Origin of the sequence: Pseudomonas putida, from assembly GCA_041071465.1 — a bacterium.
GTDB classification, from domain to species: domain Bacteria; phylum Pseudomonadota; class Gammaproteobacteria; order Pseudomonadales; family Pseudomonadaceae; genus Aquipseudomonas; species Aquipseudomonas putida_P.
Map to the genome: position 1 here is coordinate 4,185,831 of CP163498.1, position 25,158 is coordinate 4,210,988.

Sequence of the window (25,158 nt, forward strand, 5' to 3'; positions counted from 1 at the left end):
GGCAAATGAAAAAGGGCAGCTTACGAGCTGCCCTTTTCACTACTTGCACATGACGATCATGCTGCGGCTGGTGTACCCCGCCGGGTTGATGCCGAACAAGTAGTCACCGGCCTCTTCATCGCTATCGCCCGAGCGTGCAATGACCCGGTAGCCCCGCGTGCTGCAGGAGCTTGCGGCCTTGCTATAGCAATTATCCCACGAGGAGGAAAGGCCGGAGCAATTGATATGCAGGCCCTTTTTGCCCCTTTTGACCTCGGTCTTGGCTGTGGCGGCACATCCAGCAATAGCCAAGATGGCCAGGATGAGAAAAATACGTTTCATTCCTGTCCTTAAATGCAGGGCAAATCAGTTGTCACGCCCTGTCGTTATCGCTTCGGTTCTTCCTGAAACTTCCCCAGCTTCCGTGTTCGGTCCAGTAGATAGCGTAAAGATGATGATTCTGTGACAGCTTAATCAGCGAGGCGGGCTGCTACAATCATTAATCCTGTCTCAAATGAAAATATTTCTCATATCAGTCTGCCGCGATGGCCGGTTTGGACGTGTTGCGCATGGACAGGGTGGTGCCGACCGATGCGGTAATGATCGCCAGGATCGCCAGCCACTGTGTAACCGTCAGCACCTCGCCGAGGAACAGCAGGCCGGACAATGCGCCAAATGCCGGTTCGATGCTCATCAGAGTCCCGAAGGTGCGCGCCGGGATGCGCGTGAGGGCAACCATTTCCAAGCTGTAGGGCAGGGCGGTGGACAGCACTGCAACGGCCAGGGCCATCGGGATCACGGCAGGTGTGAGCAGTGCGCTACCAGCGTGGGCGATACCAATGGGGGCGACGAACAGGGCGGCGACTACCACCCCCAAGGCCGCACTCTGGATGCCGTGCTCTGCTCCCGCACGTTGCCCGAACAGGATATATAGGGCCCAGCATACACCCGCGCCCAGTGCATAGGCAGCGCCCAGTGGGTCGAGTGTCTGGCCGCTTTGGCCTGCCGGCAGCAATAGCAGCAAGCCGGCGATGGCCAGGGCAATCCATAGGAAGTCGATCGGTCGGCGCGAGGAGAAAATCGCCACGGCCAGTGGGCCGGTGAACTCCAGGGCCACGGCAATACCGATAGGCAGCGTTTGCAAGGCCATATAGAACAGGAAGTTCATGCCACCCAGCGCCATGCCGTAGATGACCACGTTACGCAACGTGTTGGCGGTCATGCGTACCCGCCACGGGCGCAGTATAAGGAGCATGATGATGCTGGCGAAGATCAGGCGCAGGGTGGTGGTGCCTTGGGCGCCAATGATGGGGAACATGCTTTTGGCCAGGGAGGCCCCGGACTGAATCGATGCCATGGCGATTAGCAGCAGGCCGATCGGGAAAAGGGTAGCGGCCAGGCTGCGGGGTTGGGTGTTCATTTAGGTGCGGCGATCCTTGGGCGGGTGGGAGGTGAGCAATATAGTGCGCAATTGCAGGGGCGCGTGGTAGCCCTGAGGTGTTTGCAGCAGATATATTTCAAATCATTGAAATTAAAGGTTGACCTCCGTGAAGGCCGCCCTATAATGCGCACCACTCCAACGCGGTAGCGAAGTAAAGCTAGCCACCCTGTTGAGTCAAGTGTTTGAAGCTAAACGAGTTTCTCGCAAAAAACTTCAAAATAAACGCTTGACAGGCTCTGAGGAAAGCGTAGAATGCGCGCCTCGGTTGGGACGAAAAGCTCTTAACCAAACGCTCTTTAACAAATTGAATCAAGCAATTCGTGTGGGTGCTTGTGAGTACGGGCTGATAGTCAAAAAGATTATCAGCATCACAAGTGGCCATGCGAGAAATCACATAGTCATTTGAGATTGCTGAGCCAAGTTTAGGGTTTCTTAAAAACCCAAGCAGTATTGAACTGAAGAGTTTGATCATGGCTCAGATTGAACGCTGGCGGCAGGCCTAACACATGCAAGTCGAGCGGATGACGGGAGCTTGCTCCTTGATTCAGCGGCGGACGGGTGAGTAATGCCTAGGAATCTGCCTGGTAGTGGGGGACAACGTTTCGAAAGGAACGCTAATACCGCATACGTCCTACGGGAGAAAGCAGGGGACCTTCGGGCCTTGCGCTATCAGATGAGCCTAGGTCGGATTAGCTAGTTGGTGGGGTAATGGCTCACCAAGGCGACGATCCGTAACTGGTCTGAGAGGATGATCAGTCACACTGGAACTGAGACACGGTCCAGACTCCTACGGGAGGCAGCAGTGGGGAATATTGGACAATGGGCGAAAGCCTGATCCAGCCATGCCGCGTGTGTGAAGAAGGTCTTCGGATTGTAAAGCACTTTAAGTTGGGAGGAAGGGCAGTAAGCTAATACCTTGCTGTTTTGACGTTACCGACAGAATAAGCACCGGCTAACTCTGTGCCAGCAGCCGCGGTAATACAGAGGGTGCAAGCGTTAATCGGAATTACTGGGCGTAAAGCGCGCGTAGGTGGTTTGTTAAGTTGGATGTGAAAGCCCCGGGCTCAACCTGGGAACTGCATCCAAAACTGGCAAGCTAGAGTACGGTAGAGGGTGGTGGAATTTCCTGTGTAGCGGTGAAATGCGTAGATATAGGAAGGAACACCAGTGGCGAAGGCGACCACCTGGACTGATACTGACACTGAGGTGCGAAAGCGTGGGGAGCAAACAGGATTAGATACCCTGGTAGTCCACGCCGTAAACGATGTCAACTAGCCGTTGGAATCCTTGAGATTTTAGTGGCGCAGCTAACGCATTAAGTTGACCGCCTGGGGAGTACGGCCGCAAGGTTAAAACTCAAATGAATTGACGGGGGCCCGCACAAGCGGTGGAGCATGTGGTTTAATTCGAAGCAACGCGAAGAACCTTACCAGGCCTTGACATGCAGAGAACTTTCCAGAGATGGATTGGTGCCTTCGGGAGCTCTGACACAGGTGCTGCATGGCTGTCGTCAGCTCGTGTCGTGAGATGTTGGGTTAAGTCCCGTAACGAGCGCAACCCTTGTCCTTAGTTACCAGCACGTTATGGTGGGCACTCTGAGGAGACTGCCGGTGACAAACCGGAGGAAGGTGGGGATGACGTCAAGTCATCATGGCCCTTACGGCCTGGGCTACACACGTGCTACAATGGTCGGTACAGAGGGTTGCCAAGCCGCGAGGTGGAGCTAATCTCACAAAACCGATCGTAGTCCGGATCGCAGTCTGCAACTCGACTGCGTGAAGTCGGAATCGCTAGTAATCGCGAATCAGAATGTCGCGGTGAATACGTTCCCGGGCCTTGTACACACCGCCCGTCACACCATGGGAGTGGGTTGCACCAGAAGTAGCTAGTCTAACCTTCGGGAGGACGGTTACCACGGTGTGATTCATGACTGGGGTGAAGTCGTAACAAGGTAGCCGTAGGGGAACCTGCGGCTGGATCACCTCCTTAATCGACGACATCAGCCTGCTGATGAGCTCCCACACGAATTGCTTGATTCACTTGTATAAAGACGATGCTGTAACGCGACCCTGTTATAGGTCTGTAGCTCAGTTGGTTAGAGCGCACCCCTGATAAGGGTGAGGTCGGCAGTTCAAATCTGCCCAGACCTACCATCACATGGTTAAGGCGTAAAATACGGGGCCATAGCTCAGCTGGGAGAGCGCCTGCCTTGCACGCAGGAGGTCAGCGGTTCGATCCCGCTTGGCTCCACCACTTTTGCAGTAAGCAGTTACTTGTCAGAACTTAGAAATGAACATTCGTTGATGAATGTTGATTTCTGACTTTTGTCAGATCGTTCTTTAAAAATTCGGATATGTGATAGAAATAGACTGATGGCCAGTTTCACTGCTGGTTAATCAGGCTAAGGTAAAATTTGTGAGTTCTGCTCGAAAGAGCGACGTGCGAATTTTCGGCGAATGTCGTCTTCACAGTATAACCAGATTGCTTGGGGTTATATGGTCAAGTGAAGAAGCGCATACGGTGGATGCCTTGGCAGTCAGAGGCGATGAAAGACGTGGTAGCCTGCGATAAGCTTTGGGGAGTCGGCAAACAGACTGTGATCCAGAGATCTCTGAATGGGGGAACCCAGCCAGCACAAGCTGGTTATCTTGTACTGAATACATAGGTGCAAGAGGCGAACCAGGGGAACTGAAACATCTAAGTACCCTGAGGAAAAGAAATCAACCGAGATTCCCTTAGTAGTGGCGAGCGAACGGGGACCAGCCCTTAAGTTGGTTTGAGATTAGTGGAACGCTCTGGAAAGTGCGGCCATAGTGGGTGATAGCCCCGTACACGAAAATCTCTTATCAACGAAATCGAGTAGGACGGAGCACGAGAAACTTTGTCTGAATATGGGGGGACCATCCTCCAAGGCTAAATACTACTGACTGACCGATAGTGAACCAGTACCGTGAGGGAAAGGCGAAAAGAACCCCGGAGAGGGGAGTGAAATAGAACCTGAAACCGTATGCGTACAAGCAGTGGGAGCCTACTTTGTTAGGTGACTGCGTACCTTTTGTATAATGGGTCAGCGACTTATATTCAGTGGCGAGCTTAACCGAATAGGGGAGGCGTAGCGAAAGCGAGTCTTAATAGGGCGTTTAGTCGCTGGGTATAGACCCGAAACCGGGCGATCTATCCATGGGCAGGTTGAAGGTTAGGTAACACTGACTGGAGGACCGAACCGACTACCGTTGAAAAGTTAGCGGATGACCTGTGGATCGGAGTGAAAGGCTAATCAAGCTCGGAGATAGCTGGTTCTCCTCGAAAGCTATTTAGGTAGCGCCTCATGTATCACTGTAGGGGTAGAGCACTGTTTCGGCTAGGGGGTCATCCCGACTTACCAAACCGATGCAAACTCCGAATACCTACAAGTGCCGAGCATGGGAGACACACGGCGGGTGCTAACGTCCGTCGTGAAAAGGGAAACAACCCAGACCGTCAGCTAAGGTCCCAAAGTCATGGTTAAGTGGGAAACGATGTGGGAAGGCTTAGACAGCTAGGAGGTTGGCTTAGAAGCAGCCACCCTTTAAAGAAAGCGTAATAGCTCACTAGTCGAGTCGGCCTGCGCGGAAGATGTAACGGGGCTCAAACCATGCACCGAAGCTACGGGTATCACCTTTTGGTGATGCGGTAGAGGAGCGTTCTGTAAGCCTGTGAAGGTGAGTTGAGAAGCTTGCTGGAGGTATCAGAAGTGCGAATGCTGACATGAGTAACGACAATGCGAGTGAAAAACTCGCACGCCGAAAGACCAAGGTTTCCTGCGCAACGTTAATCGACGCAGGGTTAGTCGGTCCCTAAGGCGAGGCTGAAAAGCGTAGTCGATGGAAAACAGGTTAATATTCCTGTACTTCCAGTTATTGCGATGGAGGGACGGAGAAGGTTAGGCCAGCCTGGCGTTGGTTGTCCAGGTTTAAGGTGGTAGGCTGGAATCTTAGGCAAATCCGGGATTCTAAGGCCGAGAGCTGATGACGAGTTGCCTTTAGGCGACGAAGTGGTTGATACCATGCTTCCAAGAAAAGCTCCTAAGCTTCAGATAACTGGGAACCGTACCCCAAACCGACACAGGTGGTTAGGTAGAGAATACCAAGGCGCTTGAGAGAACTCGGGTGAAGGAACTAGGCAAAATGGCACCGTAACTTCGGGAGAAGGTGCGCCGGCGAGGGTCAAGGACTTGCTCCGTAAGCCCATGCCGGTCGAAGATACCAGGCCGCTGCGACTGTTTATTAAAAACACAGCACTCTGCAAACACGAAAGTGGACGTATAGGGTGTGACGCCTGCCCGGTGCCGGAAGGTTAATTGATGGGGTTAGCGCAAGCGAAGCTCTTGATCGAAGCCCCGGTAAACGGCGGCCGTAACTATAACGGTCCTAAGGTAGCGAAATTCCTTGTCGGGTAAGTTCCGACCTGCACGAATGGCGTAACGATGGCGGCGCTGTCTCCACCCGAGACTCAGTGAAATTGAAATCGCTGTGAAGATGCAGTGTATCCGCGGCTAGACGGAAAGACCCCGTGAACCTTTACTATAGCTTTGCACTGGACTTTGAATTTGCTTGTGTAGGATAGGTGGGAGGCTTTGAAGTGGGGACGCCAGTTCTCATGGAGCCATCCTTGAAATACCACCCTGGCAACTTTGAGGTTCTAACTCAGGTCCGTTATCCGGATCGAGGACAGTGTATGGTGGGTAGTTTGACTGGGGCGGTCTCCTCCCAAAGAGTAACGGAGGAGTACGAAGGTGCGCTCAGACCGGTCGGAAATCGGTCGTAGAGTATAAAGGCAAAAGCGCGCTTGACTGCGAGACACACACGTCGAGCAGGTACGAAAGTAGGTCTTAGTGATCCGGTGGTTCTGTATGGAAGGGCCATCGCTCAACGGATAAAAGGTACTCCGGGGATAACAGGCTGATACCGCCCAAGAGTTCATATCGACGGCGGTGTTTGGCACCTCGATGTCGGCTCATCACATCCTGGGGCTGAAGCCGGTCCCAAGGGTATGGCTGTTCGCCATTTAAAGTGGTACGCGAGCTGGGTTTAGAACGTCGTGAGACAGTTCGGTCCCTATCTGCCGTGGACGTTTGAGATTTGAGAGGGGCTGCTCCTAGTACGAGAGGACCGGAGTGGACGAACCTCTGGTGTTCCGGTTGTCACGCCAGTGGCATTGCCGGGTAGCTATGTTCGGAAGAGATAACCGCTGAAAGCATCTAAGCGGGAAACTTGCCTCAAGATGAGATCTCACTGGGATCTTGAATCCCCTAAAGGGCCGTCGAAGACTACGACGTTGATAGGTTGGGTGTGTAAGCGCTGTGAGGCGTTGAGCTAACCAATACTAATTGCCCGTGAGGCTTGACCATATAACACCCAAGCAATTTGCGCGTCAGCCAAATTGCGGTGGTGAAGATGATACGAACCGAAAGTTCGCAACGAACCACACAATCACATATCCGAATTCGCTGGGCTGTCCATCTGGACATTCTGGCTACAGAATTTCTTGACGACCATAGAGCATTGGAACCACCTGATCCCATCCCGAACTCAGCAGTGAAACGATGCATCGCCGATGGTAGTGTGGGGTTTCCCCATGTGAGAGTAGGTCATCGTCAAGATTCATTTCGCAAAACCCCTATCTGCGCATGCAGGTAGGGGTTTTGTCTTTGTGGCTTGAAATCCAAGCCCCACGCATTGTCGCTTCTACAGTTCATGAAATGTGCGTCATCTATGCCTGACGAATCGCGGGACAATGCTACGCTCGCGGAAATACTCATCACGGATACCTACCATGGAAATGAACTGGCACCAGGCCCTGCAAGAGAGCCTGAGCTGGCTGGCGATCGCCTCGTTCATCACCCTTGTCTGCTTCACTGCAGCCGCAGCACTGGCTGTGCGTTGCACGCGCTGGGGTAGCCAGTTCTGGCAGCTCGCCGGGCCCTATTTCAGTTTCAGGCGCAGTTGGCGACCGTTGCTGGTGTTTGCCCTTCTGCTGGTACTGACGCTGTTCTCGGTTCGGCTCAATGTGCTGTTTTCATTCTGGTACAACGGCTTCTACAGCGCCCTGCAGGGCCTCGACCAAGCCGCTTTCTGGTACCTGCTCGGGGTCTTCGCGGTACTGGCCACCATCCACGTGCTGCGCTCGTTGTTTACCTTCTATGTAAGCCAGGCATTCAGCATCAAGTGGCGGGTCTGGTTGACCGAGCGCCTGACCCACGACTGGATGCAGGGCGATGCCTACTACCGTGGCCAGTTCCTCGCCGAGCCGGTGGACAACCCCGACCAGCGTATCGAACTGGACGTCAACGCCTTCGTCACCAACTCGGTCACCCTTGCCCTGGGCGCGGTCAGTGCGCTGGTTTCACTGGTGGCGTTCACCGGTATCCTCTGGGGGCTGTCAGCACCGTTGACAGTGGCTGGGGTGGAGATCCCTCGGGCGATGGTGTTTGCCGTGTACCTGTATGTCATCGTCGCCACCTGGGTCGCCTTCCGCCTCGGGCGCCCGCTGATCCGCCTGAACTTCCTCAACGAAAAACTCACCGCCAACTTCCGTTACGCGTTGATGCGCCTGCGTGAGAACGCAGAGAACATTGCCTTCTATCAAGGTGCGCAAGTGGAGCGGGGCACGTTGCTGGGCCGTTTTGCTGCCTTGATCGTCAATGCCTGGGCATTGGTGTTCCGGAACCTGAAGTTCAGTGGCTTCAACCTGGGGGTCAGCCAGGTTGCCGTGGTGTTCCCGTTCATTCTCCAGGCGCCGCGCTTCTTCAGTGGTGCGATCAAGCTGGGCGATGTCATGCAAACGTCCCAGGCCTTTGGCCAGGTGCAGGACTCTTTGTCGTTCTTCCGAGAGTCGTACGATGCGTTTGCCCAGTATCGCGCTACCCTCGACCGTCTGACTGGTTTTCTCGATGCTAACGAGCAGGCAAGTGGGTTGCCGCGAGTGACTACCGAAGACCAGGCGCATGCGCTGCAGATCATGGGGCTGCAGGTACTACGCCCGGACGGACACGCCCTTATCGCCGACCTGGACTTGAGCTTGCATGCCGGTCAGGCGCTGTTGATCAAAGGGCCATCGGGCAGTGGCAAGACCACGCTGCTGCGCGCCCTGGCAGGGTTGTGGCCGTATGCCGAAGGTGAAGTCAGGCGGCCGACGGGTCACCAGGCGTTGTTCCTGTCGCAGCGTCCATACCTGCCACTGGGTGACTTGCGTACCGTCATTGCCTATCCGGCAGCCGGCAAGCCCGAGGATGAGGCGCGAATGCAGCAGGCGTTGCACCAGGTCAACCTGGCCCACCTGGCCGAGCGCCTGGACGTCAGCAGCGACTGGTCACACATCCTCTCGGTGGGTGAGCAGCAGCGCCTGGCGTTCGCCAGGGTGCTGTTCAACCGGCCGCAGGTGGTGTTCCTCGACGAGTCCACCTCAGCGATGGATGAGGGGCTCGAGCATGCCCTGTATGCGCTGCTGCGCTCAGAAATGCCGGGTGCATTGCTGGTCAGTGTCGGCCACCGCAGCACGCTGGCAGGGTTCCATACCCACCGGCTGGAGGTGAACGGGCAGGGCGGCTGGACGTTGCTGGAGCAGCAGGCAGCGATGGCCTAGCCCGGATCGATCCAAGCATGTATCCGCCAGCCCCACCACCAGAGGCTGGCGGTCATGGACATGGCGGTGGTAGTGATCATGATCCTGTCACCTTCATTAGCGTCAGTCCCGCCAGTGTAGCGCCGGCGAACCCCGCACCGACCAGGAACGTTGCCTGGAACCCCACACCATCCCACAGCAATCCGGCTACCACGCTGGCCACCAGCAGCGCTACACCGGTCAGCAGGTTGAACAGGCCGAAGGCGGTACCACGCAGGTTGGCCGGGGCGCTGTCGGCGATCATGGTCGCGAAAATGCCTTGGCTGAAGCCCAGGTGCAAGCCCCAGGCCGCTACCCCAAGGGCCAACCCGGCCCAGCCCGGCAGCAGGGCCAATAGCAGGTCGGCAGTGATCAGCAAACCCAGCCCGACCATCAGCACGCCACGGCGCCCCACCCGGTCCGACAGCACCCCGGCGGGGTAGGCCGACAGTGAGTAGGCCAGTGCCATCAATACCAGCACCGCCGGCGCCCACAAAGGTGCCAGGCCCATGTCTTGCGCACGCAGCAGCAGGAATGCCTCGCTGAAGCGGGCGAGGGTGAATAACGTGGCCAGGCCGATCAGGCGCCAATAGGGCGGCCCAAGGCGCCCCAGTTCGTGCAGTGCCAACGGTGAGCGTACCGGCCGCCCCGTGGCCGGCGTTTCAGGTTCGCGAACGAAGGCGATGAGGATGTATACCGCCACGAAAGCAGGGATCACCGCCACCCAGAATACGGTCTGGAAATGGCTCGCGGTCAGCCACATCAACACGATCGCCAACAACGGTCCGAGGAAGGCGCCCACGGTGTCGAGGGCCTGGCGCAGGCCGAACGCCGCGCCACGCAACTCGGCTGGCGTAACATCGGCCACCAGCGCATCGCGCGGCGCCCCACGAATGCCTTTTCCGACCCGGTCGACGAAGCGTGCCGCCGTCAGCCACTCAAGCCCCGAGGCCATGGGAAATACCGGTTTGGTCAGCGCACCCAGGCCGTAGCCGAGTACCGTCAGCAGCTTGCGTTTGCCCAGCCGGTCGCTGAGAGCACCGGAAAATACCTTGGTGATCGATGCAGTCGCCTCGGCGATGCCTTCGATAAAGCCCACAGCTACTACCGAAGCACCAAGCACACTGACCATGTACAAGGGCAACAGGGCGTGGATCATTTCCGAGGAGATGTCCATGAACATCGACACGAAGCCCAGTGCCCAGACACTGCGAGGGATTTTCGTCAGGCCCCTGGCGGGGCTGCTGTCTTCATTGCTGCGCATCTGGGCTCTCGGCAGAGTTGTACGTTCGAAACTGTAGGAGCCCCTACGCAGGATGCAAATCGGATGTCGCAAGTGAAAGCAGGTACATGCTCAGGCAGATAACCCCCACAGCTCTTAGACGGGCTGCGCACCAATCAACAGCTGCGCCGTCTGCAAACAGCACTTTTCTGCCTTGCGGGCGCTGAAAGCCCTATGGTCCAGTGCCCACTCCAACCAGAAGCCATCAATCAAAGCGGTGATAATCAGCGCGCTGCCCTTGGCATCTAGCGCCAGGTCTCGCTCGGCTGCGATGGCTTTGAACACCCCCTCAAGCTCCTTGCGGTAGTCAGCATAGAGTTTGCGATTGAGCTCCCGCAGTTGCTCGGAAGACACCGCCGCGCTCCAGAAGCCGAGCCAAGTGGTGAGGATGAACTCATTGAAAATGCTGCCCCGGAATGAGGAGCGGATGATCGCGGTGAGACGCTCCACAGGCGTACTGCCCTTGGTTTCCAGATAGCGGCGGGTCTCCTCGCGCAACTGGTTGGTGAGCTCCTGATAGGTGGCGAGCATCAGTTCGTCCTTGCTGGAGAAATGATGACCGATCAGCCCGACCGACACCTCGGCCTCGTCGCAGATGCGTTCGATGGTAGTGCCGGCGTGGCCGAAGCGCGTGATGCAGCGCATGGTCGCTTCGACGATGGCCTTGCGCCGTGTCTCTGGATCGACTCTGGTCCTGCGCTTTCGGGGCTTATCGTTCTGGCTGTCCACGCTCATGGCTGAATCCGTTTCTCTCACTGGAATGGCAAGCCCGCCCGATGCAGAGCGCCGGGCGGGGACGCCAATCTAACAAGATTTACCGATGCGTGCAGGTGCCGAAGCTCAACCTCAAGCTGTTGCGCCGTTTTCCAGGTCCTGATCGAGGCGGCCGACCTGACTGAGCTCTTGTTTAATGTTTTGCGAGCGGCACAGCCACCAGTAAGCGAGCGCCGATACCGCAAGGCCGATCGGCATGCTGATGTCGGCGCCGTCCAGTTGCCGCGCCACGTAACCGGTGTACAGCCCAGTCGCGGAGAATGGCAGCATGACCACGAAGCCCACCAGGTAGGCACCAATGCCCCGCCAGTTCCAGCGTCCATAGATGCCTTTGGGCTTGAAAATTTCCCGGATAGAGAACTTGCCGTGACGCACTACGTAGAAGTCCACCAGGTTGATTGCCGTCCAAGGCGTGAACAGGTACAGCAGGATTGCGAGGAAGTCACCGAAGTCCTTTACGAAGTTGTCGGAGGCGGTCATCGCGATATAGATCGCCGCGCCGCCCACTGCCAGCATCGATAGCACACGCTTGAGCAGGGTCGACGTCTGGGGCTTCACCGTGTCGACGATGCTCAAGAGCGTGATCGACGCGCCGTAGAAGTTCTGTGCGGCACTGGTCACCAGGCTCAGCACGGCGAGAATCAGGACAAACTCGCCGAAACCGTGGAACACCATGTCGCCCAGCAGCACCAAGCCCTTGGCGAGATTCTGGCCGGGACTCAAGGCGGCGGCCAACGCGCCGAGGAGCATCATCCACACGCCACCGATCATCGCGCCCAGGTACGTCCACCAGAACGATGAGCGGACACTGACATTCGGCGGCAGGTAGCGCGAGTAGTCCGACACATAGATCGCCCAGCTCAACTGGTACGCGGCGGCAACAAAAAACTGCGCAAGGAAGGGCGTGGCCTTGAAACCGCTGAGGGTCAAGTGCTCCTGCGGCAGTTTCACGTAGACGCACAGGCCGACGGTAAACACCGCCATGACCCCGATCAGCAGGAACGCCAGCCAGCGCTGCACCTTGTGGAAGGTGTTGTAGCCGGCGATGGCCATGGCGATGGCCACTAGCGAGAAGAGGATCGCCGAGGGCTCCTGCGGGGCGTCGAACAGCTCGTGCAGGGTCTGCCCCACCAGCAGTTGGTTGAAGGCGTTGTAGCCAACGTAGGTGACGATGGCCACCACGTACACCAACAGCGCTCCCAAGTAGCCGAACTGCGGCCGCGACTGGATCAGTTGCGGCAGCCCCATCTGTGGCCCCTGGGTGGAGTGCCCGGCCATGAACAGGGTGCCGAAGGCACAACCGAGGAAGATGGCGATGGCGGACCACATCAGGTTGGCCCCCAGGCCGATGCCGATGATGCCTACCGCCAGGGTGGTCAGGTGCGCCTCGCCACAGAACCAGATTGGCCACAGGTGCCAAGCCTTGCCGTGGCGCTCGGCGAGGGGCACGTAGTCGATGGAACGGGTTTCCAGATTCAGCCGTCCGTTGGCGGAGGCAGTCTTGGGAGCTGACATGGGGTTCGTACCTTTATTGATATTGTTGTGAGCACAGCAAGGTCGTCGCTTCCCGCGACTAGGCCCGTTTCTCTTCCAGGGCTTGATGCAGCAGCGCTTCCAGGTCTTCGAGACTGCTTGGGCGCGGGTTGGTCTGCCGCGCCGGATCGCCCATGGCTTTGCGCGCAATGGCTGGAATGTCATCGCTGCGTAAGCCCAGCGAGGCCAGGGAAACCGGGATGGCAAGGCGGTCCAGGCACGCACAGATCGCCCGTTGGAAGCTCTCGAAGTCTTCGCCCGCCAACCCCATGGCGCGACACACCGGCCCCAGGCGCGGCTCGATGGCCGCGCGGTTGAAGCGCAGCACCCTGGGCAGAATCATGGCGTTGGTCAAACCATGATGGCTGTTGTAGGTGGCACCGACCATGTGGCTGAGCGCATGGACCAGGCCAAGCCCTTTGAGGAAGGCCACGCCCGCCAGGCACGAACCGATCAGCATGCGTCCGCGTGCTTCGAGATCGTCGCCCTGTTCCACAGCTTGCTCCAGGGAACCCCAGAGCAGTTCCAGCGCCTGCAGCGCGGCGCCGTCGCAGAGCGGATTGAAGGTTGGCACGAAGTAGGCTTCCAGGGCATGGATGACCGCATCCAGGCCGGTCCAGGCCGTCAGGTGCGCCGGCAGGCTGAGGGTCAGTTCGGGGTCGAGGATCACCGCCTGGGGACGCGCCAGCGGATGCCAGACGCAGCCTTTGATAGCGCGCTCGCTGTCGGTGAGCATCGCCGTGCTCTCGGTCTCGGCACCGGTGCCGGCGGTGGTCGGGATGCAGATCACCGGCGGGAAATCGTTGGCGACCAGGCCTTCGGGTACCGGCTTGTCGAAATCGAACGCCCACAACGGCAGACGTGTCTGCCGGGCCACCAGGGCCACGGCCTTGCCGCCGTCCAGGCCACTACCGCCACCGAGGGCGATGATGCCGTCGGCGCGCCACTCGCGAAACGCCGCGGCGCCTTTGAGCACGGCGCGATCACTGGGGTTGGGCTCGACCTCGCCGAACAGCCCGCATGCCAGGCCCGCATCGTTCAGCAAGTCCTGCAGCTCGGCCACGAAGGGCAGGCGCATCGAGCCCTGGTCGGTCACGATCAACGGCCGGGAAATGCCATGCCGTTTGCACAGCTCGACCAGCGCGGTCCGCGCGCCAGGGCCGTACTCGATGGGAAGTGGCAGGCTCCAGCTCTGCCGCGACAGGGGGGAAAGATTGTCAATCACGGTATTGCACCTTCAGCAGCGGATGATGGTCGACTTGAGTTCGCTGTACTTGTCCAGGGCGTGCACGGAGTTGTCCCGGCCATTGCCGGACTCCTTGAAGCCACCGAACGGGAAGTTCATGTCGAGCAGCTCGTCGTAGCAGTTCACCCACACGGTGCCGGCACGCAGGCGTCGCGAGGCACGGCGGATGGCGCCGAGGTCGGCCGACCAGAAGGCCGCCGCCAGGCCGTATTCGCTGGCATTGGCGACAGCGATGGCGTCGTCCAGCCCATCGAATTCGATGACGCTCAGCACCGGCCCGAAGACCTCTTCGCGGGCGATGCGCGAGGTGGCGTCAGTGGCGAAGATGGTCGGTTGCAGATAGTGGCCGCCGGGGACCGCCGCGCAGTCCTCGCCCCCCAGCAGCAGGCGCGCTTCACGCTTGCCCAGCTCGATGTATTGGCGTACACGCTGGTACTGGGCTTCATCGATCAGGCTGCCGGTGACGCTGGTCGGGTCCAACGGGTCGCCGGGCAGGTAGGCGCGCGCGGCCTCCAGCAGTTCGGCGATGAAGGCCCCGGCGATAGGGCGTTGCACCAACAGGCGCGAACCTGCGCTGCACACCTGGCCCATGTTGCTGAACACCGCAGCCGCGGCAGCCTCAGCCGCACGGCGCAGGTCCGGGCAGTCGGCCATGACGATGTTCGCCGATTTGCCGCCCAGCTCCAGCCAGACGCGCTTGAGATTGCTGTCCGCCGCATTGCGGCTGATCTGCCGGCCAACAGCGCCGGAGCCGGTGAAGGCCAGGCAGTCGATCTGCGGGTGCAGGCTGAGCAGGCGACCGGTCTCGCCATCGCCCGGCACCACGTTGAAAACGCCCTCGGGAATACCCGCCTCGCGGGCAAGGCCGGCAATGCGCAAGGCGCTCAGCGGGCTCTTCTCCGAAGGCTTGAGGATTAGGCTGTTGCCGGCGGCCAGGGCTGGGGCGAACTTCCAGGTCGCCATCAGCAGCGGGTAGTTCCAGGGCACTATTGCCGCCACCACGCCGACCGGCTCGCGGGTCACGGTGCCGAGGAACTGCGGATCGCAGGCGGGCACCTCGCCGGTGACCTTGTCGACCAGCTCGGCGAACCATTCCAGGCAGTAGATGGAACTGGGAATATCCACCGCCGTGGTATCGGCGATGGGTTTGCCAGTGTCCAGGGTTTCCAGCAGCGCCAGCTCCTCGGCGTGCTCCCTCATCAACGCAGCCCAGCGCAGCAGAACGGCCTTGCGCTGGCGTGGTACCAGGTCGGCCCAGCCACCGCGCTCGAATGCCCCGCGGGCGGCAGCCACGGCGCGTTCTACGTCAGTCCCACGGCACAACGCAACCTGCGCCAGCTCGCGGCCATCAATCGGGCTGCACACAGCAAACGTCTCGCCTTCGCTGGCCCCCACATAGGCACCGGCGATGAACGCACGCGCCTCCACCACCAGGTCGGTGCTTCGTCCACGCCAATAGACGGCATCTCTGAGTTGCGGCATGCGCATCTCCTCATGTTGTTTTTGTTTAGGCTCGGAGATCCTATGGCATACTGAAAATCTATTCAATAGTGAGGCGGTTGCTATTGAAGACTTTTTCAGTAATGACCGAAAATGGTAGCGCTATTTTTTCCGCCAAGGTCACCAGAGGGCTCGGTGACAAATAGCGAGCTCGGCGTTGCCGAGTCCGCCGCGAGCCTAAAGCGGCGCTCTATTCCGCGGTTCAGCAAAGTTCCGTTACAAACATGTAAAGTTCGTAAATAAGATTTACTCGCATTTGCGATTCCCTATATTTACCACCCCTGTTGGCCGCCAAACTGTGTTTGCGGGGCCGGTGGGCGAGGGCTCCCGGTTTCCGACAGGGATGTGCCTTTTTGCTCATGAATCGCAGGAGATGTACCCATGCAGTGCAGAACTTCACCCAACAGCCTGGCCCTGGCGTTCGTCGCGCTGGCGTCGCCGGCCATGATGGCCACCGCGGCAGAAGCCGAGGAGCAGCGTGCGGGTGAGGTGCTGGAAGTGCCGGTTGCCGACAATGCGTTGGTGATCCAGGACACCCTGATCACTGCCGAGCGCGAAGCGCGACAGGCCCTGGGTACGTCGATCATCACCGCCGAAGACATCAAGCGCCACCCGCCGGCCAATGACCTGTCCGACATTATTCGCCGCGAGCCCGGCGTCAACCTGACCGGCAACAGCGCCAGTGGCGCACGCGGCAACAACCGCCAGATCGACCTGCGCGGCATGGGCCCGGAAAACACCCTGATCCTCATCGACGGCAAGCCGTCCAGCGCGCGCAACGCCGTGCGCTATGGCTGGAACGGTGACCGAGATACCCGGGGTGAAACCAATTGGGTGCCGGCCGAAGCGGTCGAGCGCATCGAGATCCTGCGGGGCCCGGCCGCCGCACGATACGGCTCCGGCGCTATGGGCGGGGTGGTCAACATCATCACCAAGCGCCCTTCTGACGAGCTGAAAGGCAGCGTCAGCCTATACACCCAACTGCCCGAAGACAGCGCCGAAGGCGCCAGCCGCCGGGCCAACTTCAACCTCGGCGGTGGGCTTACCGATAACCTCGGCTTCCGCCTGTATGGCGGCCTGGCCAAGACGGATGCCGACGACCTGGACATCAACGCCGGGCATGCCACCAGTGCACTGGTGGCGGGGCGTGAAGGGGTGCGCAACAAGGACATCAACGGGCTGCTGAGCTGGAAACTGAACGACGAGCATCGCCTCGAAGCCAGCGCCGGTTACAGCCGCCAGGGCAACATTTTTGCCGGCGACACCATGAACAGCAATGGCGGCGGCGACGTCGATTTCGTCTCCAGTCTGTACGGCCACGAAACCAACGTCATGCAGCGCAGCACCTACGACCTGACCCACCTCGGTGATTTCACCTGGGGCACCAGCAAGACCACGCTGGCCTACGAGTACGTGCGCAACTGGCGGCTCAACGAGGGCCTGGCAGGCCGCACCGAAGGTGCGCCAAGCGACGAGGGTGGAGCCATGTCACGCTTGCGCAACACGCGCCTGAGCAGTGAAGTTAACCTGCCGTTCGCCATGGGCAGCACCGAGCACGTGCTCACTTTGGGCGGCGAGTACCTGTATGAAGCCCTCAACGACCAGGGTTCGTTGCGCCCGCAAAGTTCCGACCCCACCAGCAATGGCGGGCTTGTCGGCTTCGATCGCAGCAGCTCGAAGATGACCGCACGCAGCTATGCGCTGTTCGTCGAAGACAACATCATTGTTGGCGACACCACCATTACCCCTGGCTTGCGCTTCGACCACCACGAAAGCTTCGGCGACAACTTCAGCCCCAGCCTCAACCTGTCCCACAAGCTGACCGAAGCGCTGTCGGTAAAAGGCGGCATTGCCCGTGCCTATAAGGTCCCGAACCTCTACCAATCCAACCCCAACTACTTGCTGTACAGCCGCGGTAACGGCTGCAGTGTGCAGCAGACCAACAATGGTGGCTGCTACCTGCAGGGCAACGCCGACCTCAAGCCCGAGATCAGCGTCAACAAGGAGATCGGCCTGCAGTACGACCGTGGTACCTGGCGCACCAGTGCCACCTACTTCCGCAACGACTACAAGAACAAAATCATCGGTGATACCGATGTGCTTTACACCATCGGTACCGGCAGTCGCGTGACCCAGTGGGATAACGCCGGCAAGGCGCGGGTCGAAGGTATCGAAGGCAACCTCTTCATCGAGCTGACCCCGACCCTGGACTGGAACACCAACCTGACCTGGATGCTCGACAACGACAACCGCGAGACGGGCGAGCCGCTGTCGGTGATCCCGGAATACACCGTCAACACCACCCTCGACTGGCGTGCCACCGAGCAGCTGTCGTTCCAGGTGGCAGGTACCTATTTCGGCAAGCAGAAATCGCCGACCTACAACTACCGCACCCAGCAAGACTACGACAAGACCGCACAGCAGGACGTCGAGGCCTATGGCCTGGTGGACGTGAGTGCCGGGTACAAGTTCAACGCCAACTACGACGTGCGCGTGGGGGTGAACAACGTGTTCAACAAGCAGATCCTGCGGGGTGGCAATGCCAGCAGCTCGGGGGCAAACACTACAACCAGCCGGGCAGGGCGGTGTTCGCTGCGCTGAACATCAATTTCTGAGACCCGGGCCGCTTTGCGGCCCATTCGCGGCGGACACGTTTTTCCAGGAAGCCAAATGTTTAAATTTCCCGCCTGGCTACAAATCCTCTCCCGCAGCGGCGCCGCGCTGCTCGGCGGCTATGCCCTCAGCTACGCCGCCAGTGCGTGCCTGGCTCGTACCCTGCCGCTGTCCGCCACCGACGCGGTCATCGTCGCAACACTGCCGGCCTTCATCTTCTACACCGCCGCCATCCTCTGGGCGTTTGCCTGCCGTGATGCCCTGCGTGCCTGGGCGCCGCTGGCGCTGGCAGTGCCCCTCAACCTGATCGGCTTCTGGCCGCAAGTGCTGGGGTGGCTGGCATGAAGAACACCTTCACCCAATCGATGGCCTGGCTGCACACCTGGGCCGGGCTGATCTTCGGCTGGCTGCTGTTCGCCATCTTCGTCACCGGCACCCTGGCGGTGTTCGACAAGGAGCTCAACCACTGGATGCAGCCGGAAATCCCGGCCACCCAGGTGTCCCAGGCCGACGCCGCCCGGCGCGCCATCACCTACCTGCAGGCCCATGAGCCGCAGGCGGGCAACTGGGGTATCAGCCTGCCGAGCGAGCGATCGCCTGGGTTGCGCGTATCCACCGGTGAGCGGCGCCACGGCGGTGGCGCGCAGCTTGACCCGAGCACTGGCGAGGCCATCGAGGTGCGCGACAGCGTGGGCGGCAACTTCTTCTTCCGCTTCCACTTTACCCTCGACCTGCCACGCAACTGGGGCATCTTCGTGGTCGGTGCGCTGGCGCTGGTGATGCTTGCTGCGTTGGTCACCGGTATTGTCATTCACAAGAAGATCTTCAAGGAGTTCTTCACTTTCCGGCCAAACAAGGGCCAGCGTTCGTGGCTGGACTTTCACAATGCCAGCGCTGTGCTGTTGCTGCCGTTCCACTTGATGATCACCTACACCGGCCTGGTGATTTTCATGCTCATCTATATCCCTGCCGGGTAGATGCATTGTTCGCCGGCGACACGCGCGCCTACTTCCAGGCCCAGGGCAATGCACGCCTGGAACAGCCCCGTGGCGCGACAAGGCAGCCAGCGCCGCTGGTCGATGTGGTGCCGTTGCTGGCCCAGGCCGAAGCGCGCTTGGGGCCGATTGCTGGCTTGAATATTCGTAACCCCAACACTGCGGCAGCGCGTATCGAAATCCGCCCCGAGTTGGGCAACCGCATTGCCCTGGCCAAGGGGCAGGCGATGGTCTTCGATGGCGTCAGCGGGCAGTTGCTCAGCGACGTGCCGCAGTGGCGCGCGGTGCCTTTGACCCAGCGAGTCATGGTCGGCCTGCACTTCGCCCAGTTCGGCGGTTACCCGATGCGTTGGTTGTACTTCGTTTGCGGGCTGGTCAGCTGCCTGATGATCGCCAGTGGTCTGGTGCTGTTCTGCGTGAAGCGCGGGCGCAAGTACACCAGCACCACGGCCGATGCTTCGGCGCGACGCTGGTACCGGGTGGCCGAGGTGTGCAACGTCGGCTTCATCAGCGGCCTGTTGCTGGCGTGCGTAGGGCTGCTGTGGGCCAGCCGGTTGCTGCCGGTTGACCTGATACAGCGGGAAAGCTGGGAGGTGCGTGCGTTCTTTGGCATTTGGCTACTGGCGCTGTTGCATGCCGGCGTCAGGCCGGCACGCCGGGCCTGGGCCGAGCAACTACTGCTGGCGGCAACGCTGTGCATTGGCCTGGGTGCGTTTGGCGGCTTTGAAGACTCGATGCGCCAGGGGGTTGCGACATGTGCGCTGGTGCTGGGGGCAATGCTTGGGCTGGCGGCCTGGCGGGTGCGGCAGGCGCAACCGGTGCCACAGAAGGCCAGGGCGGGGCGGCGCATGGAGGCCGAGGCATGACGATGTGGGTCATAGGCGGCGTGCTGTTCGCCTACGCCGGCATGCTCGGGCTGTGCCAAGGGCTGGAGCGGCACTACAAGCAGGTGTGGAATCGCACCTGCCCACGCGTGTTGCGTATCGGCCTGCGCAGTGCAGGTTGGTTGGCGTTGCTGGCTAGCCTGACGCTGTGCGCCCAGGCCTGGGGCTGGGCCATGGGGCCGGTGGCCTGGTTCGGCGTGCTGTCGCTGGCGGGCTTGTTGCTGGTGATGCTACTGCCGTACTGGCCGCGGCTGGCAGTGGGGCTGGTGGGGGCGCTGCCGGTATGGGGATTGGTGCAAGGGGTTTCTTCGCTGTGAACTGAACGCTCCTGCAAGGGGTACGCGTTTGTTCAGTCGACGACATTGTTGCAGCCAAAAGCCTCGCAGCATGCTAAACCATTGGCCCCAGCCTGCTGCGAGAGAGCCCCGGTGAAAGCCATTCGCCTTACCTTTATCTGCCATGCCCTGACCCAGGCTCAGAAAACCGGAAGCCTGCACTGTGCAGATGATGGCATCTTGCCGTTGACCCAGAAAGCCGACGTTCTTCTGCCCGGCATGCGCGTGCTGACTGCGCCAGAACGGCGAGCCTGCGAGACGGCGGCGTGGTTGTCGGGGCAGGTGCAAATCGAGCCGGCATTGGCCGATTGCGACCTGGGGCGCTGGCAAGGGTTGTCGTTGAAACAGTTGCAAGCCGAGCAACCGCAGGCGTTGGCCGAATGGCTGCAAGACCCGGCCAGTGCGGTGCATGGTGGGGAGTCGTTCGCGGCGCTGTGCCAGCGCCTGGCCGCCTGGCTGGCGGCCTTCGACAGGCCGGGTGAATGGTTGGCGGTGACCCACCCGATGGTCATGCGCGCGGTACTGGTGCAGTTGCTAGGGTGCCCGTTGACTGCTGGTCAGCGTATCGATGTGCTGCCACTGTCACGCCTTGTGTTGAGTTTCACGGGGCAGTGGCGGCTGCGCCTGGGCTAAGGTTCAGAACGCCAGCTTGTAACCGATCAGTAACAGCATGGCGGCCAGGCACGGGCGCAGCACGCGGTCGGAGATGCGTCCGGTGAGGTGGCTGCCCAGGTAGATACCCGGCAGCGAGCCCAACAGCAGGTAGCCCAGCAACGACCAGTCCATGTTGCCCATGCCCGCGTGGCCCAGGCCTGCTACCAGGGTCAACGGTACGGCGTGGGCAATTTCGGTGCCGACCAGCCGGCGGGTGACCAGGAACGGGTAAAGCAGGAACAGCGCCACGGTGCCCAATGCGCCAGCACCGATGGACGTGAGGGTAACCATCACGCCCAGCACCACACCGGTCAGCACAGTGAGGATATTGAGGCTGCGGTCACTGAGGTGGTAGTGGTCACCGGCATGGCGGCTGGCGAAGGCCTGCAGGCGCGATTTGAACAGGATGGCCAGCGCAGTGAGGATCAGCACCACCGCCAGGCCTTGCTTGATGATCGCATTTAGCGCCGAGGTGTCGGTGTGCAGGGTGCTGAGGAACCACAAGGTCAGCGCCGCAGCGGGCACGCTGCCCAGGCTGAGCAGGCCGGTGATCTTCCAGTCGATGTTCTTTTGGCGCGCATGCACCCAGACGCCACTGGCCTTGGTGATGGCCGCATAGAGTAGGTCGGTGCCGACTGCTGTCGCCGGGTTGATGCCAAACCACAACAGGATCGGGGTCATCAGCGAGCCGCCACCGACGCCGGTCATACCGACGATGAAACCCACGACCAGGCCAGCAATGGTGAAACCGAAAGAACCTACATCCATACGCTACTCGACTGCCCAACTTTGCCCGTTATCGGATGCAAGCCAGCATATAGATTTTTTTATAGCCAAATAGACTTGTTCGTTATTAGGTTATAACTGGGTGCACCCAATCACCGATCGGTCATCACCACCATGACATGCGCATCACCCCCGTCATCGCTTTCCGACAGGTAGATGTGCCCTACCTGGCTGTCAAAATAAGCGGTCTCCTGCGGCCCGATGCTCACCGCTTCTCCGGTTTCGAACTCGATGCGCACACGCCCGCTCAGTACCAGGGCGAACTCTTGCCCTGGGTGGCGGATAAAATCGTCGAACTGGCCGCGTTCGCGGGCAATGATGCGGGCATAGGCCGGTGTCATGCGCCGTTCGGGGAAGTCACCGGCAATCGGGTGATAGTCATAGGTACCGGTCGAATAGCCCGCCGCCGCCGGCAATGAATCGACCACTACGGTCACCGGCACCGGGGCGCTGACCGTGCCGCTGGCGCGAAACAACTGGGCGATGTCGACATTCAACGCCCGCGCTGCAGCGGCGAGCTTTTCATAGCTGACCGACACCTGCGCCAGTTCCATCTTCGACAAGGTGGATACCGGCACGCCACTGGCTTCGGACAATTGCTTGAGGGTCATCTGGCGCGCCTTGCGCACCTGGCGCAGGCGCTGGCCGACTACGGCGCGGTCGAGCAGGGGTAGGGCAGCGGGCATTCAGGGTTCTCGGTATACGGCGTTGGTCGGGCATCTTACCTTGGACCCTTGCGCATTTCTAAATTCTCATATATTAGAATTCTCATAAATGATAATTTGCCTGACAGGAGCGTGCATGACCCCGACCTACGACACCCTGATCATCGGTGCCGGCATTGCCGGCGCCTCGCTGGGCTATCGCTTGGCCGGCCAGCAGCATGTGCTGTTGCTCGAACGCGAGTCGCAGCCTGGCTACCATTCCACCGGGCGTTCGGCGGCCATGTTCATGGAAGCCTACGGCACGCCACAGATACAGGCGTTGACCCGCGCCAGCCGGGCCTTTTACGAAGCGCCGCCGCAGGGCTTCTGCGAGCACCCGCTGCTGGAACCGCGTGGCTGCCTGTATGTGGCCAGCCTGGAGCAGCACGCGCTGCTGGAGCAGACCCACGCGCAGAACCTGGCCAATGGCACCGAAGTCAGCCTGCTGGACCGTGACGCCGCCCTGGCCCTGGTGCCCAGCCTGCGTGGCGAAACCCTGGCCGGCGCAGTACTTGAGCCGGGCGCGATGGACCTGGATGTGCACGCCCTGCACCAGGGCTTCTTGCGCGGTTATCGCGCGGCCGGCGGTGAGCTGCGCTGCAACGCCGAGCTGATCCAGGCCTGGTACCTGGACGGCCTGTGGCAGGTGGAACTGGCTGATGGCAGCCGCGTGCAGGCACGCCAACTGGTCAATGCCGCAGGTGCCTGGGCCGACCGCGTGGCCGAGCAGTGCGGTGTGGCGCGCATCGGCCTGCAACCGTGCCGACGTAGCGCCTTTACCTTCCCAGGCCCTGCGGATCAGGACTTCGTCCGCTGGCCAGCGGTGATCGGCGTCGACGAAAGCTTCTACTTCAAGCCTGATGCCGGCCAGTTGCTTGGGTCGCCTGCCAATGCCGACCCGGTCGAACCGCAGGACGCCGCGCCCGAGGAGCTCGACGTGGCCTTGGGTATCTACAACATCGAAGCCATGACCACCTTGGCGATCCGCCGCCCCAGCCACACCTGGGCCGGGTTGCGCTCGTTCGTTGCCGATGGCGACCTGGTGATCGGTTTCGATGCACACGCTCCCGCGTTTTTCTGGCTGGCGGCGCAAGGTGGCTATGGCATCCAGTCGGCAGCGGGCGCTTCGCGCCTGGCCGCCGACCTGCTGCTTGGCCAGCCCTTGTGTCCTAGCCTTGTCAGCCAGGGCGTGGCGCCCGAGCGCCTGTCCCGGCCCGTTTCCAACACCCTTGAAGGAGTACCCCATGAGCAATGACATCCAGCGTTTCCCCAGCAGCCTGCCGTTCCCTTTCTCCCGCGCGGTAAAGGCCGGTGGCTTTCTGTTCCTCTCTGGCCAGGTGCCGATGAGCGCCAGCGGTGAAGTGGTACGCGGTGATATCCAGGCCCAGACCCGCGCAGCCTGCGAGCGCATTGCCGAAAGCCTGGCCGCTTGCGGGGCGCGTTTCGACCAGGTGGTCAAGGCCACGGTGTGGCTGTCGGACATGAGCCATTTCGCCGGTTTCAACGAGGTGTACAAGGAGTTCTTCGGCGCGGCGCTGCCGGTGCGTTCTACCGTAGCCTCGGCGTTGGCGCTTGGGGTGGATGTAGAGATTGAAGTGCAGGCGTTCGTCGGCGACCTGTGACCGAACAAAGCGCTTTTGTAGGCGCAGCGCAAGGCTGCGCCAACAAGAGATAGGCGGCGCCAATGACACAACAACAATAAATCCAGAGGTTCACATGCAAGAGCAGCTGAAGATTGCCGGCGCATTTGTCGGCGTGATCGTGGGGGCGGGGTTCGCTTCGGGGCGGGAACTGTTGTTGTTCTTTGTCGATTTCGGCGTGTGGGGGCTGGTTGGCGCGTTGGTCAGCGCCGCCTTGTTCACCTTCCTTGGCATGGCCTTGGCCGGCTTGGGCAACCGCCAGCAGGCCACTTCGCACAAGGACGTAATCCAGGCCATCTGTGGCCGTCACCTGGGCCTGTTCGTCGACTGGCTGATCACCTTTTTCATGTTCGCGGTCACCGTGGTCATGCTGGCCGGCGGTGGTGCGTTGCTGGAGCAGCAGTTCGGTATTCCGGCGCTGACCGGCAGTGTAATGGTGACGCTGGTGGTGGTGGCCATCGTGTGCCTGGACGTGCGCAAGGTGATCCTGGCGATTGGCGCCATTACCCCGCTGCTGATTCTGGTGGCCTCGGCAATTGCCTTGTACGCCGTGTTCACCCGTGAACAGAGCTTCGCGGCGCTCGACCAGCTGGCCAGCCAGCAACAGGCCGGCACCCGCCACTGGCTGCTGGGTGCGTTCCTGTATGTGTCGTACAACATCGTGGCCGGTGCGCCGATCCTGGCCATTCTGGGCGGTTCGGCCAAGGGCGAGAAAACTGCAATATGGGGTGGCCTGCTGGGTGGTGCGGCACTGGGTGGCCTGATGCTGGTGATGAGTGCCGGGCTGTTGTCGCGGCTGGACAGTGTGGCCGACCTGCCCATGCCGATGCTGTCGATTGCCAACGAAGTGTCACCGCTGCTGGGGCTGGTGATGTGCCTGATCATCTTCGGCATGATCGTCAACACTGCAGTGGGCACGCTGTTTTCGTTCCTCTCGCGGCTGTTGCCGGCAGGCACGGCGAAGTTCCGTTGGGGCTCGGTAGTGACCGGGGTGGTGGCGTTCGGCTGCAGCCTGGTGGGGTTCATCAGCCTGGTGGGCCAGGTGTACCCGCTTTTCGGTTATTTGGGCTTTGTACTGATGGCAGCGGTGTTGCTGGCGTGGGTGCGGCGGGGTAGGGCCGTTAAAGCGGCGCTCACTGCTGACGCATGAT

16 protein-coding genes, 2 tRNA genes, 3 rRNA genes and 2 pseudogenes are annotated in these 25,158 nt (G+C 60.3%); 14 read left to right on the top strand and 9 right to left on the bottom strand.

What is annotated here, in order from left to right; all coding sequences use genetic code 11:
* Positions 1-39: 39 nt before the first annotated feature.
* Complete coding sequence (locus AB5975_19305; protein XDR18743.1) at positions 40-321, bottom strand: hypothetical protein; 282 nt, start codon at positions 319-321, stop codon at positions 40-42.
* Between the two features lie 190 nt (positions 322-511).
* Complete coding sequence (gene rhtA, locus AB5975_19310; GenBank protein ID XDR18744.1) at positions 512-1,399, bottom strand: threonine/homoserine exporter RhtA; 888 nt, start codon at positions 1,397-1,399, stop codon at positions 512-514.
* Positions 1,400-1,872: 473 nt separating this feature from the next.
* On the opposite strand from rhtA, the gene AB5975_19315 reads away from it, so the two are divergent.
* The 6 genes from AB5975_19315 (at position 1,873) to AB5975_19340 (ending at position 9,043) form a co-directional block, all read left to right on the top strand.
* Positions 1,873-3,409 (top strand): 16S ribosomal RNA (locus AB5975_19315).
* A gap of 87 nt (positions 3,410-3,496) precedes the next feature.
* Positions 3,497-3,573 (top strand) — tRNA-Ile (locus AB5975_19320).
* Between the two features lie 24 nt (positions 3,574-3,597).
* Positions 3,598-3,673: transfer RNA gene (locus AB5975_19325), tRNA-Ala, on the top strand.
* Between the two features lie 244 nt (positions 3,674-3,917).
* Positions 3,918-6,809, top strand: a 23S ribosomal RNA gene (locus AB5975_19330).
* A 136-nt stretch (positions 6,810-6,945) separates the two neighbouring features.
* Positions 6,946-7,061 (top strand): 5S ribosomal RNA (rrf, locus tag AB5975_19335).
* Together the 16S, 23S and 5S rRNA genes with 2 tRNA genes alongside form the textbook arrangement of a ribosomal RNA operon.
* Positions 7,062-7,234: 173 nt before the next feature.
* On the top strand, positions 7,235-9,043 hold the full coding sequence (locus AB5975_19340; GenBank protein XDR18745.1) for an ABC transporter ATP-binding protein/permease: 1,809 nt from the start codon (positions 7,235-7,237) through the stop codon (positions 9,041-9,043).
* A 76-nt stretch (positions 9,044-9,119) separates the two neighbouring features.
* Here the strand turns inward: AB5975_19340 and AB5975_19345 are convergent, their stop codons facing one another.
* The 5 genes from AB5975_19345 to AB5975_19365 all read right to left on the bottom strand — a co-directional run bounded on the left by AB5975_19345 (position 9,120) and on the right by AB5975_19365 (position 15,378).
* On the bottom strand, positions 9,120-10,325 hold the full coding sequence (locus tag AB5975_19345; protein XDR18746.1) for an MFS transporter: 1,206 nt from the start codon (positions 10,323-10,325) through the stop codon (positions 9,120-9,122).
* Positions 10,326-10,439: 114 nt separating this feature from the next.
* The gene (betI, locus tag AB5975_19350) at positions 10,440-11,078 is read right to left on the bottom strand and encodes a transcriptional regulator BetI (GenBank protein ID XDR18747.1); all 639 of its coding nucleotides are present in this window, start codon (positions 11,076-11,078) and stop codon (positions 10,440-10,442) included.
* A 111-nt stretch (positions 11,079-11,189) separates the two neighbouring features.
* Positions 11,190-12,632 carry a cytosine permease gene (locus AB5975_19355; GenBank protein ID XDR18748.1) on the bottom strand — a complete coding sequence of 481 codons (1,443 nt, stop codon included), beginning with the start codon at positions 12,630-12,632 and terminating at the stop codon, positions 11,190-11,192.
* A 58-nt stretch (positions 12,633-12,690) separates the two neighbouring features.
* Positions 12,691-13,875: an iron-containing alcohol dehydrogenase gene (locus AB5975_19360; GenBank protein XDR18749.1), complete on the bottom strand. Its 1,185-nt coding sequence runs from the start codon at positions 13,873-13,875 to the stop codon at positions 12,691-12,693.
* Between the two features lie 12 nt (positions 13,876-13,887).
* Complete coding sequence (locus tag AB5975_19365; protein ID XDR18750.1) at positions 13,888-15,378, bottom strand: aldehyde dehydrogenase; 1,491 nt, start codon at positions 15,376-15,378, stop codon at positions 13,888-13,890.
* A 399-nt stretch (positions 15,379-15,777) separates the two neighbouring features.
* Here AB5975_19365 and AB5975_19370 point away from each other — a divergent pair.
* The 5 genes and pseudogenes from AB5975_19370 to AB5975_19390 all read left to right on the top strand — a co-directional run bounded on the left by AB5975_19370 (position 15,778) and on the right by AB5975_19390 (position 20,856).
* A pseudogene (locus AB5975_19370) lies at positions 15,778-18,011 on the top strand (TonB-dependent siderophore receptor).
* A gap of 55 nt (positions 18,012-18,066) precedes the next feature.
* On the top strand, positions 18,067-18,354 hold the full coding sequence (locus AB5975_19375; GenBank protein XDR18751.1) for an iron transporter: 288 nt from the start codon (positions 18,067-18,069) through the stop codon (positions 18,352-18,354).
* Positions 18,351-19,870, top strand: a pseudogene (locus tag AB5975_19380) (PepSY-associated TM helix domain-containing protein). Before AB5975_19375 ends, AB5975_19380 begins: the two are co-directional and overlap by 4 nt.
* Positions 19,867-20,205, top strand: coding sequence for a DUF3325 domain-containing protein (locus AB5975_19385; protein ID XDR18752.1), 339 nt, complete (start codon positions 19,867-19,869; stop codon positions 20,203-20,205). Before AB5975_19380 ends, AB5975_19385 begins: the two are co-directional and overlap by 4 nt.
* Positions 20,206-20,316: 111 nt before the next feature.
* Positions 20,317-20,856, top strand: coding sequence for a histidine phosphatase family protein (locus AB5975_19390; GenBank protein ID XDR18753.1), 540 nt, complete (start codon positions 20,317-20,319; stop codon positions 20,854-20,856).
* A gap of 3 nt (positions 20,857-20,859) precedes the next feature.
* On the opposite strand, the gene AB5975_19395 is transcribed toward AB5975_19390, so the two are convergent.
* Entirely contained in the window at positions 20,860-21,645 is a 786-nt protein-coding gene (locus AB5975_19395) for a sulfite exporter TauE/SafE family protein (GenBank protein XDR18754.1), read from the bottom strand.
* Between the two features lie 110 nt (positions 21,646-21,755).
* Positions 21,756-22,349 (bottom strand): helix-turn-helix domain-containing protein, encoded by a 594-nt coding sequence (locus AB5975_19400; protein XDR18755.1) that lies wholly within the window; start codon positions 22,347-22,349, stop codon positions 21,756-21,758.
* Between the two features lie 115 nt (positions 22,350-22,464).
* Here AB5975_19400 and AB5975_19405 point away from each other — a divergent pair, with 115 nt between their 5' ends.
* The 3 genes from AB5975_19405 (at position 22,465) to AB5975_19415 (ending at position 25,157) form a co-directional block, all read left to right on the top strand.
* Entirely contained in the window at positions 22,465-23,622 is a 1,158-nt protein-coding gene (locus tag AB5975_19405) for an NAD(P)/FAD-dependent oxidoreductase (protein ID XDR18756.1), read from the top strand.
* Entirely contained in the window at positions 23,612-23,989 is a 378-nt protein-coding gene (locus AB5975_19410) for a RidA family protein (protein XDR18757.1), read from the top strand. The genes AB5975_19405 and AB5975_19410 overlap by 11 nt, the downstream gene beginning before the upstream one ends.
* A 94-nt stretch (positions 23,990-24,083) precedes the next feature.
* A complete protein-coding gene (locus AB5975_19415) occupies positions 24,084-25,157 on the top strand; it encodes a hypothetical protein (GenBank protein XDR18758.1) in 1,074 nt (357 codons plus the stop codon).
* Position 25,158: the final 1 nt, after the last annotated feature.